17 protein-coding genes and 1 riboswitch are annotated in these 19,827 nt (G+C 41.7%); of the genes, 16 read left to right on the top strand and 1 reads right to left on the bottom strand.

Going from position 1 to position 19,827, the window contains the following annotated elements:
- Positions 1-933 precede the first annotated feature (933 nt).
- From GY23_RS10780 to GY23_RS10705, 16 genes are all read left to right on the top strand, one after another.
- Positions 934-3,099 carry an outer membrane protein assembly factor BamB family protein gene (locus GY23_RS10780; RefSeq protein ID WP_075619223.1) on the top strand — a complete coding sequence of 722 codons (2,166 nt, stop codon included), beginning with the start codon at positions 934-936 and terminating at the stop codon, positions 3,097-3,099.
- Between the two features lie 117 nt (positions 3,100-3,216).
- The gene (locus GY23_RS10775; RefSeq protein WP_075619222.1) at positions 3,217-3,756 is read left to right on the top strand and encodes a DUF2179 domain-containing protein; all 540 of its coding nucleotides are present in this window, start codon (positions 3,217-3,219) and stop codon (positions 3,754-3,756) included.
- Positions 3,753-3,941, top strand: coding sequence for an NETI motif-containing protein (locus tag GY23_RS10770; RefSeq protein ID WP_075619221.1), 189 nt, complete (start codon positions 3,753-3,755; stop codon positions 3,939-3,941). Before GY23_RS10775 ends, GY23_RS10770 begins: the two co-directional genes overlap by 4 nt.
- Before the next feature lie 96 nt (positions 3,942-4,037).
- Positions 4,038-4,137, top strand: a riboswitch (purine riboswitch).
- 345 nt (positions 4,138-4,482) lie between these two features.
- Positions 4,483-4,971 carry a 5-(carboxyamino)imidazole ribonucleotide mutase gene (gene purE / locus GY23_RS10765; RefSeq protein WP_075619220.1) on the top strand — a complete coding sequence of 163 codons (489 nt, stop codon included), beginning with the start codon at positions 4,483-4,485 and terminating at the stop codon, positions 4,969-4,971.
- Complete coding sequence (gene purK / locus GY23_RS10760) at positions 4,968-6,092, top strand: 5-(carboxyamino)imidazole ribonucleotide synthase (protein WP_075619219.1); 1,125 nt, start codon at positions 4,968-4,970, stop codon at positions 6,090-6,092. Before purE ends, purK begins: the two co-directional genes overlap by 4 nt.
- A 13-nt stretch (positions 6,093-6,105) precedes the next feature.
- Positions 6,106-7,401, top strand: a complete 1,296-nt coding sequence (gene purB / locus GY23_RS10755; protein WP_075619218.1) for an adenylosuccinate lyase — start codon at positions 6,106-6,108, stop codon at positions 7,399-7,401.
- A 14-nt stretch (positions 7,402-7,415) separates the two neighbouring features.
- Positions 7,416-8,132, top strand: coding sequence for a phosphoribosylaminoimidazolesuccinocarboxamide synthase (purC, locus tag GY23_RS10750; protein WP_075619217.1), 717 nt, complete (start codon positions 7,416-7,418; stop codon positions 8,130-8,132).
- Positions 8,129-8,383, top strand: coding sequence for a phosphoribosylformylglycinamidine synthase subunit PurS (gene purS, locus GY23_RS10745; RefSeq protein ID WP_075619216.1), 255 nt, complete (start codon positions 8,129-8,131; stop codon positions 8,381-8,383). Before purC ends, purS begins: the two co-directional genes overlap by 4 nt.
- Complete coding sequence (gene purQ, locus GY23_RS10740) at positions 8,380-9,066, top strand: phosphoribosylformylglycinamidine synthase subunit PurQ (protein ID WP_075619215.1); 687 nt, start codon at positions 8,380-8,382, stop codon at positions 9,064-9,066. Before purS ends, purQ begins: the two co-directional genes overlap by 4 nt.
- Positions 9,050-11,281, top strand: a complete 2,232-nt coding sequence (purL, locus tag GY23_RS10735; RefSeq protein WP_075619214.1) for a phosphoribosylformylglycinamidine synthase subunit PurL — start codon at positions 9,050-9,052, stop codon at positions 11,279-11,281. Before purQ ends, purL begins: the two co-directional genes overlap by 17 nt.
- Positions 11,257-12,678, top strand: coding sequence for an amidophosphoribosyltransferase (gene purF / locus GY23_RS10730; protein ID WP_075619213.1), 1,422 nt, complete (start codon positions 11,257-11,259; stop codon positions 12,676-12,678). Before purL ends, purF begins: the two co-directional genes overlap by 25 nt.
- Before the next feature lie 12 nt (positions 12,679-12,690).
- On the top strand, positions 12,691-13,755 hold the full coding sequence (gene purM / locus GY23_RS10725) for a phosphoribosylformylglycinamidine cyclo-ligase (protein ID WP_075619212.1): 1,065 nt from the start codon (positions 12,691-12,693) through the stop codon (positions 13,753-13,755).
- Positions 13,745-14,380, top strand: a complete 636-nt coding sequence (purN, locus tag GY23_RS10720; protein WP_084544107.1) for a phosphoribosylglycinamide formyltransferase — start codon at positions 13,745-13,747, stop codon at positions 14,378-14,380. The genes purM and purN overlap by 11 nt, the downstream gene beginning before the upstream one ends.
- Positions 14,381-14,468: 88 nt before the next feature.
- Positions 14,469-16,004, top strand: a complete 1,536-nt coding sequence (gene purH / locus GY23_RS10715; RefSeq protein ID WP_075619211.1) for a bifunctional phosphoribosylaminoimidazolecarboxamide formyltransferase/IMP cyclohydrolase — start codon at positions 14,469-14,471, stop codon at positions 16,002-16,004.
- 12 nt (positions 16,005-16,016) lie between these two features.
- Entirely contained in the window at positions 16,017-17,273 is a 1,257-nt protein-coding gene (purD, locus tag GY23_RS10710) for a phosphoribosylamine--glycine ligase (protein ID WP_075619210.1), read from the top strand.
- A 648-nt stretch (positions 17,274-17,921) separates the two neighbouring features.
- Positions 17,922-19,241: an L-cystine transporter gene (locus tag GY23_RS10705; RefSeq protein ID WP_084544111.1), complete on the top strand. Its 1,320-nt coding sequence runs from the start codon at positions 17,922-17,924 to the stop codon at positions 19,239-19,241.
- Positions 19,242-19,366: 125 nt separating this feature from the next.
- Here GY23_RS10705 and GY23_RS10700 read toward each other — a convergent pair whose 3' ends face one another.
- Complete coding sequence (locus tag GY23_RS10700; protein WP_075619208.1) at positions 19,367-19,651, bottom strand: YgaP family membrane protein; 285 nt, start codon at positions 19,649-19,651, stop codon at positions 19,367-19,369.
- Positions 19,652-19,827 lie beyond the last annotated feature (176 nt).

Genomic DNA, 19,827 nt, shown 5'->3' with positions numbered 1-19,827 from the left:
ATTATTGTTGGTTATTGTTGTTTCTTAAGTAGGAGGTGTGCGAGAAAGAGGAGGAACAAAGAGTTCGAGGAAACAAAGGGAAGAGACTCGGAGCGTATCTCATACGCGAGAATCGAAGACCTGTGGTTGATGAAGTTCTGCCGTTCATCATCTTTCACAGCCCGGACACGGAAGTTAAGCTCGTGCGCCGATGGTAGTTGGGGGTTTCCCCTTGTGTGCGTAAGACGTCGCTAGGCAAATAGAAAAACCGATACCTTTAGGGGTTCGGTTTTTTTGTGTATACTTTTTGGGTTTCCCAGTTGGTTCTATATTAAATGATGAGCGAGATTTACGAAGTGCATCTCTTTTCGTAGCCCGAAGACCTGTGGTTGACGAAGTTCTGCCGTTCATTGTCTTTCGCAGCTCGGACACGGAAGTTAAGCTCGTGCGCCGATGGTAGTTGAGGTTTCCCCTTGCGTGCGTAGGACGTCGCTAGGCAAATGACAGACCGATACCTGTATGGATATCGGTCATTTTGTGTGTTTTTAAAGTGTTTTGAACAGGTGCATAGCGAAAACAGAACCATTTTGCACTATTAAATGAGTTAATAAAATTTCTTTACCCCGATTTTAGGGGAAAAATTATTCTATCTCACGTCAAAATGTAACTTGTCTTATGAGAAAGCCCAATTCACTCCAAAATAAATACCCCTTAAATAGAAGCCATTTCGCTGACGCGGAGGTCACTGTTGATGTCCCTTCATTCTAAACAAGCGAAAATTTCCTCGATAAAATCGAGGAAAAGCTCGTTAGGTATTTTTAAACGAAGTTTCATTCGATTTCCGAAAAATAGCGAATGAAACGAACAAGCCATGAATAAGATAAATTGCGTACTATTTTTCTATAATATTCTTTCATGAAGGTAGTGTACTAGATAAAAAAGGGGGTAGTTGAAATGCTGAGTGGAAACAAAGCGTTTATTTATGCACTAATTACAGGTGTTATTGTAGTCATTACGGCAATGATTATTCTCATTGTCACGATGGGGCAAGAAAAAGAGAAAGATGTAGTTGCTCCAGGTATAACTATTTCTCCTGTCGGCGACGAAGAAAAGCAGTTAACCACCAAGAATTCCGGAATTAAAGTAGAACTTCCAGGGACTGATTGGGCCACTCATGGTGGTGATTTGTATAATCGACGTTACTCACCATTGGAAGCAATTACGACTGAGACGATAAAAGATTTAAAACCAACATGGATAACTAGTCTGGGATCTGGGTTAGACTTTAAATTTTCCGGTGAGGGAACGCCACTTGTTGTCGATGGTGTTATGTTTATTACTACTGGTGAAAATGATGTACTAGCTTTAGATGCGGTTACTGGTGAACACATCTGGGAATGGCGTCCGGAAGTTACTGATAAGTTGGATACAGTATGTTGTGGTTGGAATAACCGTGGCGTAGCTGTTGGCGAAGGTAAAGTATTTGCAACGTTACTTGATGCTCGTTTAGTTGCACTTGACCAACAAACAGGCGAAGTACTTTGGGAAACAGAAGTAGCTAACTGGCAAGAAGGCTATACCATTACAAATGCTCCTCTTTACTATAACGGTAAAGTCTATACGGGTGTTGCGGGTGGAGAGTACGGGATTCGTGGGCGTATGATGGCTTACGACTCAGATAATGGTCGCGAAGTATGGCGATTCAATACCATTCCTGGTCCCGGAGAAGAAGGATATGATCAGGGTTCATGGCCTTATGAAGAAAATGACTCATGGTTAACAGGAGGAGCTCCAGTGTGGCAAACTCCTGCAGTAGATCCAAAATTAGGTTATATTTATTTTGCAGCCGGGAATACGGCTCCAGACCTTGACGGTAGTGATCGTGAAGGAGATAACTTATTTGCAAACAGCGTGCTGGCTCTTGATGCTGAGACTGGCGAGTACAAATGGCATTTCCAAGAAGTACATCATGATATATGGGATATGGATCCTTCCAACCCAGTTATTTTATACGATGTAGAAATGGATGGGAAAATGCGTAAAGGAATCGCACAAGCAGGTAAAACAGGCTGGGTTTACTTCCTAGATCGAACTGATGGAACACCATTGGTTGGAATTGAAGAGAAGGCTGTACCACAAGATGAGCGCCAAAAAACTGCCGCCACACAGCCTTATCCCGTTGGAGATTCATTCGTTCCACAAGAAATTACTGAAGAAGACGTAAAAAATGACCTAGGTCCGACGTTTGAAGGGAAAGTTGGTAAACTTTTCGATCCGTTTTGGGAAGAACCGTTGACAATTAAACCTGGACCAGCAGGAGGGGCGAACTGGCCACCATCAGCCTATAATCCAGACACTGAATATTATTACGTACTAGCAAGCGATCAATACTTTGCTTTCGAAAGAAGTGAAGGTGAGTTTGAAGAAGGCAGTATGTATATCGGAAGTATCATCGCGCCGATTATGGGTGCTCCATCAAGAGGTACAGTTACAGCAATCGATGTAAAAACAAATAAAATTGCATGGCAACATGTTTGGGATTCTCCTGCGTACAGTGGTGTATTAACGACTAAAGGTAACCTAGTATTCGTTGGTCATAATGACGGTCGTCTGATAGCCTACAACGCCAAAACTGGGGAACAAGTTTGGGAGTACATGTTAGATGCGGGAGCAAACGCGCCAGCCATCACGTATGAAATAGATGGAGTTCAATACGTTTCAATTTTAGCAGGAGGAAATTCATTAGCCGGTACAAAACATGGAGACAAATTATATACGTTTGCTCTCAATGGTGAACTTAAACCAGTCTCTACAGAAGATAAATCTGAAGAAGAAGATGATTCGAATGAGGAGTCGAATGACACAGCGAGTGCAGACACAGAAGCAGGGCTGACATTGTATGGGAATAGCTGTCTTTCATGTCATGGCAATCAAGGTACTGGCGGTCATAATGGACCGGATTTACAAGTAAGTAAAGTCACTTCAGATAAAAACGCCGTTATAGAACAGATTAAAACTGGTGGTGCTGCCATGCCGGCATTTGAAACAATGCTTACCGAAGAGGAAATTCAAAGCATTGCCGAATATGTCACAACTGTCATTTCTCCTTTAGGAAAATAATGAAATTGCCACGAAAGCTTTCCAAAGCTATCGTGGCTTTTTGTTTTAAATCCTTGATATATGGATACATCTCTAATAAGATGAGTTCAGCTGTCCAAGGAGAAGGGAAGGATTCAAATGAGTTTAGATGCACTAGTCATGGTGCTTATTATATTTACTATAAATATTGTATACGTTACATTTTTCACGATACGGATGATTCTCACACTCAAGGGTTATCGGTATATTGCGGCTTTTCTTAGTATGATTGAAGTGGTGGTTTATGTAGTAGGTCTTGGACTTGTTCTGGATAATTTAGATGAAATTCAAAACATAATGGCCTATGCAATTGGTTATGGGACAGGCGTCATTATTGGGACGAAGATTGAAGAGAAGATGGCACTAGGTTATATCACCGTGAATGTAATCACTGAAGAAAGCAGGTCATTGCCTCGACTTCTGCGTGAAAAAGGATATGGTGTGACAGACTGGGAAGCGAGTGGATTGGAAGGCAATCGAAAAGCGATGCAAATTTTAACGCCTCGTAAATATGAACTAAAGTTATATGCGATAATCAAAGATTTGGATCCAAAAGCATTTATTATTACGTATGAACCGAAAGCGATTCATGGTGGTTTCTGGGTCAAAACAGTTAAGAAAGGAAAGCTATTCAAATGAAGAAAAAAACAGTTTGGTTTGATGTGGAAGAGAATGAGTCAATTGATGATTGTTTGAAACGTATGAATGAGGAAGGTTATATGCCGACTGGCAGAAGAGAAGAACCTTTGTTCCAAGAAGTTAATGGAGAAGTTGTACCAATCCGTCAAATCATTCAATTTAAAGGCACGTACATTTTGGAATAGCCTAAAAATAGCCAAAAAGACGAACGATACTGTTGTCTAAATAATTATTGTTCGCATTCTTATGTTGACTCATCTAGTTTCTCTTGTTAAAATAACAGTGGAAACATCGAATATCCCCATATATGCTAAAGAATTGGCTTTAGCGTCTCTACCAGGTCACCTTAATGACCGGACTATGCGGGAAAGCAACTTAAGGTATGTAAAGAAGGGTGTGAGTCTGCATATGTATATGACAGCCGCTCATAGACAATTTTCTTTTACTTCCTCAAGTAAACTGCTTTTCACGTACTAGTGAGCAGTTTATTTGGGGATTTTTATGTTGTTTAAATGTTAGCTACAAGTACCAGCTCGCTTGCAAAACGTTCGTTTTTACGAGCTAGAGTGGCACATTACGCTTTTCTAAAAATTGTCTAGCTGCATGTGCCAGCTCACACCTAAGCTTCAGAAACTCAAGCGGAAACAGGTTTCCGATTCGTTTCTTCCAGCGCCGGTGTTGAGCTAGAGTGGCACATTACGCTTTTCTATAAAAGGAGCGATTTCAATGACTGCAAAAATTGGCGTGATTATGGGAAGCTCGAGTGATTGGGAAACAATGAAGCATACATGTGAAATATTGGATGAGCTTCATATACCTTATGAGAAACAAGTTGTGTCGGCGCATCGTACGCCGGATTTAATGTTTGAATATGCTCAATCTGCACGTGATCGAGGAATAGTAGTCATTGTGGCTGGAGCAGGTGGGGCAGCACATTTACCTGGTATGGTCGCAGCGAAAACAACGTTACCAGTAATCGGTGTTCCGATTCAATCAAAAGCACTGAATGGAATGGATTCCTTACTTTCCATTGTTCAAATGCCGGGCGGGGTTCCAGTAGCCACTGTTGCCATCGGAAAAGCAGGTGCAACGAATGCGGGATTGCTTGCGGCTCAAATGCTTGCAATGACTGATCTTGAACTGGCAAGCCAACTAGAACAACGCAGGGAAAGTACGAAAGAAAAAGTGCTAGAAAGCAACGGTGACTTAATATGACGAAAACCATCTATCCAGGTCAAACTATTGGGATTATTGGTGGTGGTCAATTAGGGCGGATGATGGCTTTGGCTGCTAAAGAAGCTGGCTTCAAGATTGCCGTACTCGACCCATCAATGGAATCACCATGTGGACAAGTAGCTGATATTCGAATTGTGGCACCTTACAACGATGAAACGGCATTAGAAGAACTGGCAGAAGTAAGCGACGTCATTACGTATGAATTCGAAAATATCGACTATGAAGGGTTAAAGCGATTAACAGAAATTGCGTATGTACCCCAAGGTGCTGAACTTGTTCGCATCACACAAAACCGCATTACCGAAAAGGCTGAGATTCGTAAAGCAAACGTTCCAGTTGCGGAGTATATCATCGCTACAAGCCCACTGGAACTGAACGCACAAATTGATGAGATTGGCTTTCCTTCTATAGTTAAGACAGCATTCGGTGGTTACGATGGCAAAGGACAAGTAATGTTACATAACAAAGAGGATTTACCCTTAGCCGATCCACTGTTTGAACATGGTGCATGTGTTGCGGAAGCCTATGTGCCTTTCACAAAAGAAATTTCGGTTATCGTGCAACGGAATGGAAACGGAGAAACGTATTGCCTGCCTGTTGGGGAGAATATTCATAAACATCATATTTTACATGAAACAATCGTACCTGCTCGTGTATCTGACATCATTCTTACACAAGCTACTGAAGCAGCCCAACAAATTGCCGATCATTTGCAACTAGTTGGTACGCTAGCTGTTGAGATGTTTGTACTGGAAGATGACACGATTGTAATTAATGAGTTGGCACCGCGACCGCACAACTCAGGACATTATTCAATTGAAGGGTGTACTATCTCACAATTCCACCAACATATTCGTGCAATCTGTGGATGGCCACTTAGAAAACCAGCATTATTTCAACCGACGGTCATGGTAAATGTACTAGGAGAGCATGTTGTCCCTTTATCAAAAGCTATTTTAAAATACCCGAATTGGTCCATTCATTTATACGGCAAAGATGAAGCGAAAACCAAACGTAAAATGGGACATGTCACCATTTTGACAGACGATATAAATAAAACGCTAAAAGAAATCAAGCATTCTGGCATTTGGTCAGAATAGAAGGAGAAAAAATATGATAGAACGTTATACTCGCCCTGAAATGGGAGCAATTTGGACAGAACAAAACAAATACCAAGCATGGTTGGAAGTTGAAATATTGGCTTGTGAAGCTTGGGCAGAACTTGGCGATATTCCTAAAGAAGACGTGGCTAAAATTCGTGCCAATGCTTCTTTTGATGTGAATCGCATATTGGAAATAGAAGAAGAAACTCGTCATGATGTGGTAGCATTCACGCGTGCTGTATCCGAAACGCTTGGCGATGAGCGTAAATGGGTACATTACGGATTAACTTCTACTGATGTAGTTGATACAGCTCTTTCTTACATCATCAAACAAGCAAACGAGATTCTTCGTAAAGACTTAAACAACTTTGTTGAAATCTTAGCTACTAAAGCTAAAGAACATAAATTCACGGTCATGATGGGACGTACACATGGTGTTCACGCTGAACCAACAACATTTGGTTTAAAATTGGCATTATGGCATGAAGAAATGAAACGTAATGTAGAACGTTTTGAAGCGGCTGCAAAATCAATCGAAACCGGAAAAATGTCTGGTGCAGTTGGAACGTATGCAAATATCGATCCGTTCGTAGAAAAATTTGTGTGCGACAACTTAGGCATCGCTGCTTCACCGATCTCTACACAAACTCTTCAACGTGACCGTCATGCGCAATATATGAGCACACTAGCGTTAATCGCAACATCTGTAGAGAAGTTTGCAACAGAAGTACGTGGCTTACAAAAATCAGAAACGCGTGAAGTGGAAGAATCATTCAGGAAAGGTCAAAAAGGATCCTCTGCAATGCCACATAAACGCAACCCAATCGGTTCTGAAAATATGACAGGACTTGCACGATTGATTCGCGGCTACATGTTAACTGCTTATGAAAATGTGTCATTATGGCATGAACGTGACATTTCACATTCATCTGCGGAGCGTGTAATCTTACCGGATGCAACCATCGCGCTGAATTATATGCTCAATCGTTTCGGTAACATTATCAAAAACTTAACGGTGTTCCCTGAAAATATGAAACGCAATATGAACAGCACACTTGGCTTGATTTATTCTCAACGTGTCTTACTGGCATTGATTGATAAAGGGTTAGCTCGAGAAGAGGCCTACGACACAGTTCAACCGTGTGCAATGGAAGCTTGGGAAAACCAAATTTCCTTCCGTGGAGTTGTCGATCAAGACGAAAAAATAACTGCTCATTTATCTAAAGAAGAATTAGATGATTGTTTTGACTATAACTATCATATCCAACATGTAGACATGATTTTCGAACGACTCGGACTAAATTAATCGGAGGGATACACGTGGAAAAAGGTCAGCTTTTGTATGAAGGTAAGGCGAAACGTCTATACGCAACAGATAAAAAGGATATTCTTTTTGTGGAATATAAAGATAGTGCAACTGCGTTTAACGGTGAAAAGAAAGCTGAAATTGCTGGAAAAGGTACGTTAAACAACCGAATCACTTCTTTGCTTTTTAAAAAACTGAAAGTGGCAGGCATTGATTCTCACTTCGTTGAACAATTATCCGATCATGAACAATTAGTGAAAAAAGTCGACATTATTCCAATTGAAGTTGTAGTTCGTCAAATTGCAGCTGGTAGTTTGGCGAAACGTCTTGGACTTGAAGAAGGAGTAGAACTCGCACGTCCCATTGTCGAGTTCTACTATAAAGACGATGAACTTGGAGATCCACTAATTACGGAAGAGCATATTGAGCTTTTGAACCTTGCCTCAAAAGACGAGATAAAGGCTCTATATGAAAAAGGATTACAAGTAAATGGAGTATTGACACAATTTTTCAAAGAAATTGGTGTGATTTTAGTAGATTTCAAACTAGAGTTTGGCCGAGATGAAGAGAATCAAATTTTGCTTGCGGATGAAATTTCACCTGATACGTGCCGATTATGGGACGAAAAAACAAAACAAAAGCTCGACAAAGACGTGTTCCGCAGAGATTTAGGACAATTAACGGACGCATACGAAATCATACTATCCCGTCTAGGAGGAATCACACAATGAAAAAAGTAAAAATCTATGTAACTCTTCGCGAAAGCGTATTAGACCCACAAGGCTCAGCGGTAATGGGAGCTCTTCATACAATGGGCTACGACGAAGTCGCTGATGTACGCATTGGTAAATACTTAGAACTTCAGGTAGATGACTCTGAACGTGAGTTAGATGTGATTGTAAAAGAAATGTGTCAAAAACTACTGACCAATACCGTGATTGAAGATTATCGATATGATGTCGAGGAGGCTGTCAGCAAATGAAGTTTGCAGTCCTCGTATTCCCAGGATCGAACTGTGATTTAGACATGTATCACGCGATTAAAGACGAGCTAGGCGAAGAAGCTGAGTATGTGTGGCATGACACGAAAGATTTAAGTGGCTATGACGGAATTCTATTACCAGGTGGATTCTCTTACGGAGATTACTTGCGTTGTGGGGCAATCGCTCAATTCTCGAATGTCATGAGCGAAGTGAAGAAGGCTGCAGAAGCTGGGAAACCAGTCCTTGGCATTTGTAACGGGTTTCAAATATTAACAGAAGCCGGTCTACTTCCTGGTGCATTACTTCGTAATAAGAACTTGAAATTCATGTGTCGCACGGTTGAATTAAAAGTTGTGAATAACGATACGCTGTTTACAAGTGAATATGCTAAAGGCGAAATACTTAACATTCCAATCGCCCATGGTGAAGGAAACTATACATGTGATGCAGAAACACTAGCTTCCTTAAAAGCGAACAATCAAATTGTCTTTACGTACAATAGCGACAATCCAAATGGCAGTGTGGAAGATATTGCAGGGATAGTTAATGAACGTGGAAATGTCTTAGGCATGATGCCTCATCCAGAACGTGCCGTTCATGAACTCATTGGTGGTACAGACGGTCTAGCACTATTCAAATCTATCGTTAAACAGTGGAGGGAATCTCATGTCAGTCATGCTTGAACCAAATCCTCAACAAATTGTAGAACAGAAACTATACGCTCAAATGGGCTTATCTGATACAGAGTTCGAGATGGTAGTAAAGATTTTAGGACGTCAACCGAATTACACGGAAACTGGATTGTTCTCAGTTATGTGGTCGGAACATTGTTCGTATAAAAACTCGAAACCTATTTTACGCAAGTTCCCAACGACAGGTCCTCGCGTTCTTCAAGGTCCTGGTGAAGGTGCAGGGATTGTAGATATTGGGGATGGACAAGCGGTTGTCTTCAAAATGGAATCGCATAATCACCCATCAGCGATCGAGCCTTATCAAGGGGCTGCAACTGGTGTCGGCGGGATTATTCGTGACGTTTTCTCAATGGGTGCACGTCCAATCGCGATGCTGAATTCGTTACGTTTTGGTGAGTTAACTTCACCACGCGTTCGTTATTTGTTCGAAGAAGTAGTAGCAGGCATTGCTGGTTACGGGAACTGTATCGGTATTCCTACAGTTGGCGGCGAAATTCAGTTTGACGATTGCTATGCCGGAAATCCATTAGTCAATGCGATGTGTGTTGGGTTAATAAACCACGAAGACATTCAAAAAGGGATTGCTTCGGGTGTTGGTAATACAGTGATGTATGTAGGAGCGAAAACTGGTCGAGATGGGATTCACGGTGCGACATTCGCCTCTGAAGAATTAAGTGAAACTTCTGAAGAAAAACGGCCAGCCGTTCAAGTTGGTGATCCATTCATGGAAAAACTGTTGCTAGAAGCGTGTCTGGAACTTGTGAAATCAGATGCCCTAGTTGGGATTCAGGACATGGGAGCAGCAGGACTGACTTCTTCTTCAGCTGAAATGGCTTCTAAAGCAGGGTTCGGGATTGAAATGAATTTAGACGATATTCCACAACGCGAATCTGGAATGACGGCTTACGAAATGATGTTGTCTGAATCTCAAGAACGTATGTTAATTGTGGTGAAAAAAGGTCGAGAACCTGAAATCGTTGAGCTATTTGAAAAGTACGATTTAGATGCAGTCGCTGTAGGTCAAGTAACAGACGATAAGATGCTTCGTTTAATTCACAAAGGCGAAGTGGTGGCAGACGTTCCGGCAGATGCTTTAGCAGAAGAAGCTCCAGTTTATTATAAACCATCAAGTGTTCCTGCCTATTTTAAAGAATTTCAACAGATGGAAAACGTGGAACCTCAAGTCGCTGACTATAAAGAAACATTACTAAACTTGTTAAAACAACCGACCATTGCATCAAAAGAATGGGTATATGATCAATACGACTATCAAGTTCGTACAAGCACAGTTGTAGCTCCTGGCTCAGATGCAGCAGTTGTTCGTGTACGTGGAACGAACAAAGGTTTAGCGATGACGACGGATTGTAACTCTCGCTACATTTACCTAGATCCGGAAACTGGCGGGAAAATTGCAGTAGCAGAAGCTGCACGTAATGTCGTGTGTTCAGGTGCAAAACCATTGGCGATTACCGATTGCTTGAATTTTGGAAATCCGGAAAAGCCAGAAATTTTCTGGCAACTGGAAAAATCAGCCGACGGTATGGCAGCAGCTTGTCTAGCACTTGAGTCACCAGTAATTGGTGGGAACGTGTCACTATACAATGAACGCAGTGGAGTTGCTGTGTATCCAACACCAACTATTGGCTTAGTTGGACTAGTAGAAGATTTATCTCACGTAACAACACAAGACGTGAAGGCAGCTGGAGATTTCGTTTATTTGATTGGCGAAACAATCACTGAATTTGGTGGTAGTGAATTACAAAAATTAGTTGAGGGTCGTATTTTTGGACAAGCCCCATCCATTGATTTAGAAGTTGAAGTTGCTCGTCAAAATGCTTTGTTGCAAGCCATTCAAGCCGGAACTGTTGCTTCAGCTCACGACATTGCTGAAGGCGGATTTGCAGTAGCATTGGCAGAAAAAACATTTGGTGCAAAAGACTTGGGTGTCGATGTAACAATTAACGGATCAGCGATTACAGCTTTATTCAGTGAATCACAATCTCGCTTTATCGTGACTGTGAAACCTCAACATGCTGCTACATTCGAAGAAATCGTCAATGACGCAGTGAATATTGGAACCGTTACATCAGATAAGTCCGTCATTATTAGAAGTGAAAATGGCGAAGAGTGGGTGTCAGGTTCTGTTGAAGAATTCCGATCCGCTTGGAAAGGAGCCATTCCATGCTTGCTGAACTCAGAGGTTTAAACGAAGAGTGTGGCGTTTTTGGAATATGGGGTGACCCCAATGCGGCACAAATTGCGTATTACGGATTGCATGCACTTCAACATCGTGGGCAAGAAGGAGCGGGGATTGTCGTAACTGATGGTCAACGACTTCAAGCCGTAAAAGGGGAAGGGCTAGTCAGTGAAGTATTTACTCCCGGAAAGCTTGATCATATGAATGGCAGTGCTGCTATTGGACATGTCCGCTATGCAACAGCTGGTGGTGGGGGGATTGAAAATGTACAGCCCCTTATGTTCCGTTCAACTACTGGGAGTTTAGCGATTGCCCATAATGGGAATTTGGTGAATGCCAACCATTTGAAGCAACATCTAGAACGTGAAGGCAGTATCTTTCAAACCACGTCAGATACGGAAGTATTGGCTCACTTAATCAAAAAAAGCGGTTCATCAACATTTGAAAAACGGACAAAAAATGCGTTAAAACTTCTCAAAGGTGCGTTTGCATTAGCGGTCCTGACCGAAGACGAGATGTTGGTAGCGGTTGATCCGAATGGTTTACGTCCTTTGTCATTAGGGAAATTAGGCGATGCATGGGTTGTCGCATCGGAAACATGTGCTTTTGATCTTATCGGTGCTGAATGTATTCGTTCAGTTGAACCGGGCGAATTATTAATCATCAACAAAGATGGGTTACGTATTGAACACTTTGCAGCTCCTGCAAAACGTGCTATTTGCACAATGGAATACGTGTATTTCTCACGTCCTGATTCAGATATTGACGGGATTAATATCCACACGGCCCGTAAACGCTTAGGCAAAGAACTGGCAAAAGAAGTTCTGATTGATGCAGATGTGGTGACAGGGGTACCGGACTCGAGTATATCAGCGGCGATTGGTTTTTCTGAAGCAACAGGAATTCCATATGAATTAGGGTTAATTAAAAATAGATATGTAGGTAGGACGTTTATTCAACCTTCGCAAGATTTGCGCGAACGTGGCGTGAAGATGAAGCTGTCACCAGTACGACAGGTAGTAAATGGAAAACGCGTTGTCATGGTCGATGATTCGATCGTGCGTGGTACGACATCCAGACGAATCGTCAATATGTTGAAAGAAGCGGGGGCGACAGAAGTACATGTTGTCATCAGTTCACCGCCGATTAAAAACCCATGTTTTTATGGAATTGATATTAGTTCAAACGAAGAACTCATTGCTGCGAACAATACTATAGAAGAAATGCGTGAACTAATTGGGGCCGATTCATTAACATTCCTTTCAGTTGAAGGGATGGTAAAAGCGATTGGTCGTACAGATGAAGGGCCAGAAGCGGGACATTGTTTGGCTTGCTTTACGAATAATTACCCAACAGAGATCTATCCGGATACAGTGTTGCCGCATGAAAAAGAATTGGTTCGATAGGAGGCGTAGTATATGTCAAAAGCATATGAACAAGCTGGTGTAAATATTGAAGCTGGCTACGAAGCTGTAAAGCGAATGAAGTCGCATGTGGATCGTACTGCTCGTAAAGGCATTATGGGAGAATTTGGTGGATTTGGTGGCATGTTTGATTTGTCATCACTCAATTACAAAGAACCCGTGTTGATATCTGGTACCGATGGCGTGGGGACAAAATTAAAATTAGCCTTTATGACCGATCAACATGACACGATTGGTATCGACTGTGTAGCAATGTGTGTCAATGATATCGTCGCTCAAGGAGCGGAACCGTTATTTTTCCTGGATTATTTAGCAGTGGGCAAAGCACAACCTGAAAAGATTGAACAAATCGTTAAAGGAGTGGCTGATGGCTGCGTACAAGCAGGAGCTGCACTTATTGGTGGGGAAACGGCAGAAATGCCAGGCCTGTATGAAGCAGATGAATATGATGTAGCCGGCTTTGCGGTTGGCGTGGCTGAAAAATCAAAACTTGTAACAGGTGAACGAATCCAAGCGGGAGACGTTTTAGTTGGACTTGCTTCAAGTGGGATCCATTCGAATGGCTATTCGCTTGTTCGGAAAATCGTATTTGCAGACCAGGGGTATGAGATTGATTCTTATGTCGCGGGGTATGAACATCTAGGTAAAATCGGAAAAGCATTGCTTGAACCGACAAAAATCTATGCGAAACCGGTTCGTGCGATTCATGATGAGCTCGATGTTCATGGGATGGCACACGTAACCGGTGGGGGCTTCTATGAAAACTTACCTCGTATGATGCCAGCAGGTTTAGGTGTTCATATTGAGTTGGGCTCTTGGCCTGTATTACCAGTGTTCAATATGTTGAAAGAAAAAGGCGATTTAGCTGATCGCGATTTATATAGCGTATTCAATATGGGCATAGGTTTTGTCATTGCACTTCCAGAAGATCAAGCTAAACAAGCGATTCAATTGGCTGCGCGAAATGGTGAAAATGCCTATGTAATTGGTAAAGTAGTGATAGGTGAAGGCGTTGAATTCTCGGGAACACACGATGGGAGTTTAGTAGATGAAGCGTAAGCCAAAGGTGGCTGTTTTTGCTTCAGGGAGTGGAAGTAATTTTCAAGTCATCGTAGATGCTGCACACTCAGGAGAATTACATGCTGAGATTGTGGCAATCGTAACGGATAAACCACTAGCCTTAGTGGTGGAGCGGGCAACTAAAGCGGGAGTTTCCGTTGTAGCTTTGCAACCAAAAGAATTCCCTTCAAAAGCAGACTACGAAGCAGCTATTTTAACAGAGTTGACCAATCTTGAAGTTGAATGGCTCGTGTTAGCAGGATATATGCGATTAATTGGGAATACTTTATTATCGGCATTTGCAAATCGAATCGTTAATATTCATCCGTCTTTATTGCCTGCATTTCCGGGTAAGGATGCCATTGGACAAGCATTGGCATATGGCGTAAAAGTTACAGGAGTGACTGTCCATTATGTAGATGCAGGAATGGACACTGGGTCGATCATATCCCAACAAGCGGTTGAAGTTGTTGACGGGGACCTGGAGAAAACAGAACAACGCATTCACGCAGTCGAACACGAACTTTATACAAAAACGTTACAGCAATTATGGAGCCGTGGCCCACTGGATGTGGGGCACGAAGGCGTTGCGAAATTTCTTGGCCCTGCATTTTGCGACGAGTAAACGCAGGAGCACCAGGAAGTCGCGAACTTAACCTTTGTTCCTTTGACAACTTATGGCTTGTTGCTTTTCTAATAATGGAGGGTTTTTCATGACAAAACGTGCACTAATCAGTGTTTCAGATAAATCAGGTATTCTTGAATTCGCAAAAGAACTAGAATCGCTCGGATATGAAATCTTATCAACGGGTGGAACGAAAGCTTATCTACAAGAAAATGGTGTGGCCATTACTCCAGTCGATCAAGTGACAGGCTTTCCTGAAATTTTAGGAGGACGCGTGAAAACATTGAATCCAATGATTCATGGGGGGTTACTTGCAAAACACGATGATGCCGACCATCAAGCACAAATGAATGAGCATGGCATCAAGCCAATTGAGGTTGTATGTGTCAACTTGTATCCATTCCGTGAAACGATTTCAAAACCAGACGTGACTGCTGACGATGCGATTGAAAATATTGATATAGGCGGACCTGCCATGTTGCGTGCGTCTGCAAAAAATCATGCGTATGTAACGGTCATTACAGATGCAGCGGACTATCCGGCAGTACTAGCGGAATTACAAGCGGATGGAAAAACAACCATCGAAACACGTCGTCGATTAGCGGCAAAAGTATTCCGTCACACAGCTTCTTATGATTCTTATATTTCAGGATACTTAACAGAACTTGCGGGTGAAGAATTCCCAGAGCAAGTAACGTATACATATGAATTAAAACAACCACTTCGCTATGGCGAAAACCCTCATCAAAAAGCAGCATTCTACAAACGTTCACTAGGATCGGATTTCTCGATTGCTTCAGCTGAGCAACTGCATGGGAAAGAGTTGTCATATAACAATATTCAAGATGCCAATGCAGCGATTCAAATCATTAAAGAATTTGAAATACCAGCAGCGGTAGCGGTTAAACATATGAATCCTTGTGGAGTTGGGACTGGGGAAACCATCTCAGGAGCATTTGAGAAAGCATACGAAGCGGACAGCATGTCTATTTTTGGTGGAATTGTTGCCCTTAACCGTGAAGTAGATGCGCAAACAGCTACACAACTTTCAGGCATTTTCTTGGAAATTATTATCGCTCCTTCATTTACAGAAGAAGCATTGAACCTATTAACGAAAAAGAAAAATATTCGTCTCTTAACAATTCCATTTGAACAAAGCAAAAAAGACAAATGGAACACCGTATCAATTGAAGGTGGATTGCTGATGCAAGAGCCTGACACATATGGTTTTGCAGATGCAGAAGTACGTGTCGTAACTGATCGTCAACCAACCGAAGAAGAATGGGTAGCACTGAAACTAGGCTGGAGCGTAGTCAAACATGTGAAATCAAATGCCATCGTTGTAACAGATTCCCAAATGACATTAGGCGTCGGTGCTGGCCAAATGAATCGTGTAGGCGCAGCGAAAATTGCCCTTGAACAAGCGGCAGAAAAAGCACATGGTGCATCTCTTGCATCAGATGCCTTCTTCCCAATGAACGATACGGTCGAAACGGCTGCGAAAGCCGGTATTACTGCAATTATTCAACCGGGTGGATCTGTGAAAGACGAAGATTCTATTTCAAAAGCAAATGAATACGGAATTACTATGGTATTTACAGGTGTAAGACACTTTAAACACTAGGGGGTTATTTTGTTGAAAGTACTTGTAATCGGTAGTGGTGGGCGTGAACATGCCATAGTACGTCAATTTAAAAACTCCCAGTCAGTAACAGAGGTGTATGTAGCACCAGGCAATGATGGGATGAAACATGATGCAACATGTTTGGCGATTAAAGCATTGGAATTTGAAAAGCTGGCTTCATTCGTGCGTGAGAATGGTATCTCTTTAACGTTTGTCGGGCCTGAACAACCCTTAGCAGCAGGAATTGTCGATTATTTTGAAGCGGAAGGACTACGTATTTTTGGTCCCACAAAAGCAGCTGCTCAAATTGAAGGCAGTAAATCATTTGCAAAAGAACTAATGAAGAAATACGATATCCCAACGTCAGATTATGAAACATTTACAGATGTGAATGATGCAAAAGATTATATCCGTAAAATGGGTGCACCGATCGTCGTGAAAGCGGATGGTCTAGCTGCTGGTAAAGGTGTAATCGTCGCGATGACGTTACAAGAAGCACTGGATGCAGTGGAAGACATGATTGGCAATCAAAAGTTTGGCGATTCCTCTTCTCGTGTAGTCATTGAAGAATTTCTTGAGGGTGAAGAATTCTCTTATATGTCATTTGTCCATAACGGGCAGATTTATCCGATGGTCATTGCACAAGATCATAAACGTGCATTCGACGGGGACCGAGGACCGAATACAGGCGGAATGGGTGCGTATTCACCCGTTCCGCATATCTCGGAAGATGTGATAAAACAAGCGTATAATACAATTGTGGTTCCTACTGTCGAAGCGATGACAAAAGAAGGCACATCGTTTACAGGCATATTGTACGCAGGGTTAATCTTAACTTCTGAAGGCTCAAAAGTAATCGAGTTCAATGCCCGATTCGGCGATCCTGAAACACAAGTCGTATTGCCACGAATGACTTCTGACTTTGGAGATTTTATGACTTCACTTATGGATGAACAACCATTTGAATTGGAATGGTCGAATAAAGAAATAGTAGGCGTCGTGATTGCCGCTAATGGCTATCCGGAACATGTGGAGAAAGGCGCAAGTCTGCCTGATCTTACGAAGCTTCCAGCAAATCTACATTTTTTTCATGCTGGAACGAAGGAAGTAAAAGGACACTTTGTTGGCAATGGTGGACGCGTGATTTTAGTGGCTGCACAAGCTTCGTCACTAAAAGAAGCACAACAACAAGTGTACGATGCATTAGCTGACATGAAGTGGGATGGATTTTTCTATCGCTATGATATTGGTTGGCGTGCGTTAACCTGACAAAAAACCGGTCTTCAAAAAGAGTATAACCCGTTCAATAGAGAAGTACAAAACTTCATTTAAACGTACAAAGAGCCCAAATTCACATTCGAATTGGGCTCTTTTAATATGCCTAGATATCCAACTTCGCTATTCATTACTATCTACTTTGGACATCGCTTTAAATTATTGGAATCGTGAAGAAAAGAAGGGAATGTTGAAATTCAATGGGTATTTCCACTTCACCACATTAGAATATTCCAAAAGTTGATTCCTTTCTTATAATAAAGAGTGTTTTTTCTTCATATAGTTTACACATAAGCATTGTGGATAGTAGCAGGTCTTGCTGAAAAACTTGGCTAATGGATAGGTGGTTTTCATTAACCAATAAACGAATTAAATTCGAATTTAATGATGCGATATTACTCATAACATTGATCTGGATGTCCAAAAACTTGATATCTCACAGTCCACAAGGCTGAAAATCAAAAGTTGTAAACCATGTAGGAAAGGAGGAAACAGGTAGTCGGCAAAGTTAGTTAATACCAACTGGAACGGACAGACATTTTCATTTTGAAAATACATTCAGCAGGAGGAATCATTTTGGATACGGTGTTTGCTATTATCAATGTTGGGGTGTTCCTGCTCTTACTTATCCTTCTTTATTATATGGGGCGTAAACATGTTTCATTTTCAAAACGCGTTTTCGCAGGTCTTGGGATCGGGATTGTTTATGGCCTTGTTTTACATTATATGTATGAAGCGGGTTCAACGGTTCTAAATGAATCGATTCAATGGTTCAATCTTGTGGGAACTGGTTACATCAAATTACTGCAATTGATTGTTATGCCGCTTGTTTTCATCTCGATTTTATCGGCTTTTACAAAACTGACGATTGGAAAGAATTTTGGTAAAGTAGCAGGGTTAATTTTAAGCTTTCTCATTGGCACAACGGCAATTGCAGCAGTAGTGGGTATTACATCAGCGGTCGTATTTGACTTGGACGCTTCACAAATTGTGAATGGTACCGCTGAAACTGAGCGGGGTGCTTATATTGAGCAACGTTCAACAGATGTGGTAGACCGTACTTTACCACAACAAATCGTTGACTTATTACCGGCAAATCCATTCCTAGACTTTACTGGAGCACGTCCAACTTCAACAATCGCGGTTGTTATTTTTGCAGCTTTCTTAGGCTTTGCGTATCTTGGAATTGCTCGTAAAGAAGAAGAAAATGCTTTATTCGTGAAAAAAGCGGTCGATGCCGTTTATGCTCTGGTTATGCGTGTAGTAAAGCTCATCTTGCGTTTAACTCCATACGGAATTTTAGCCATCATGGCACGAACAGTTGCAACATCTGATTTCGATGCTATTTATAGCTTAGGGAAATTTGTAATTGCTTCTTACGTTGCTCTTGCAGTGGTATTTGGTATTCATTTATTGATCATTTCACTTTCAGGATTGAATCCGGTCACTTATATGAAGAAAGCGGCAGAACCTTTACTCTTTGCTTTCACTTCGCGTTCAAGTGCAGGTACGCTTCCACTAACTATTAATGCTCAAACGACACGTTTAGGTGTTCCGACAGGTATCGCAAACTTTGCAGGTTCATTTGGGTTAACAATTGGTCAAAATGGATGCGCTGGCGTTTACCCTGCGATGCTAGCCATCATGATTGCACCTTCAGTCGGTCAAAATCCACTGGAACCCATGTTCTTACTGACATTGGTAGCTGTGGTAGCGATTAGTTCGTTCGGCGTAGCCGGTGTTGGTGGAGGGGCGACGTTTGCCGCGATTCTTGTCTTGTCGGCTTTGGATTTACCGATCGCATTAGCTGGTTTGTTGATATCAGTTGAGCCATTAATCGATATGGGACGTACAGCCGTGAATGTCAGCGGATCCATTGTTTCGGGAATAACTACCGCTCGCATCACAGGTGAAATTGATAAAGACATGTATAATGAACCTCTAGAAAACCAAACAGTTTAAGTAAATAAATTGAAATACCCGATTTCCTATCCGGAAGTCGGGTTTTGTGTTAAATATTTATAAGATTAATATAGATGAAACAGGAATAAATTCACCAAGAACAGGAATAAACTCCTTTTAACACATTATGTTGTAACCGTCATTCCATCCTGTGTAAATTCCTTCATCATATTACTTATTTTAGCGTCTCCGGTGTGACCTATCATGCCATTTTGCTGCAACATGGCTTTGACTGGGCAATACTTAACAGTTCCTTCCGCAGCTTTCATTGCACCAAGGACCACAAAAATTAATCCTTTAGTAGAGTAAGGGTTCCGTGACAATTTAGCAGTACCATATGAAAGCATGCTAAAACCTAAGGTAAGACGGCACAGAGCGTTTCGTGTACTTAAATTTTGAGTTTGTGACATTTCTATGTTTCCTCCTATCTGAATTTTCGAAAAAGTATCCCTGCAGTCTGTTTTTTCCATAGTTCCTATGCTACTATTAGAAAAACACAGCTTGTCACCACAATTGGGACAACCTGGTGTCTTTTTCTTTTTATGATATCTAAAATACTTCATAAGTGAGCATTGAAAATAGAACA

The sequence above is a fragment of the Paenisporosarcina indica genome, from assembly GCF_001939075.1.
GTDB lineage: Bacteria > Bacillota > Bacilli > Bacillales_A > Planococcaceae > Paenisporosarcina > Paenisporosarcina indica.
This window is presented reverse-complemented; position numbering and strand designations above follow the sequence as displayed.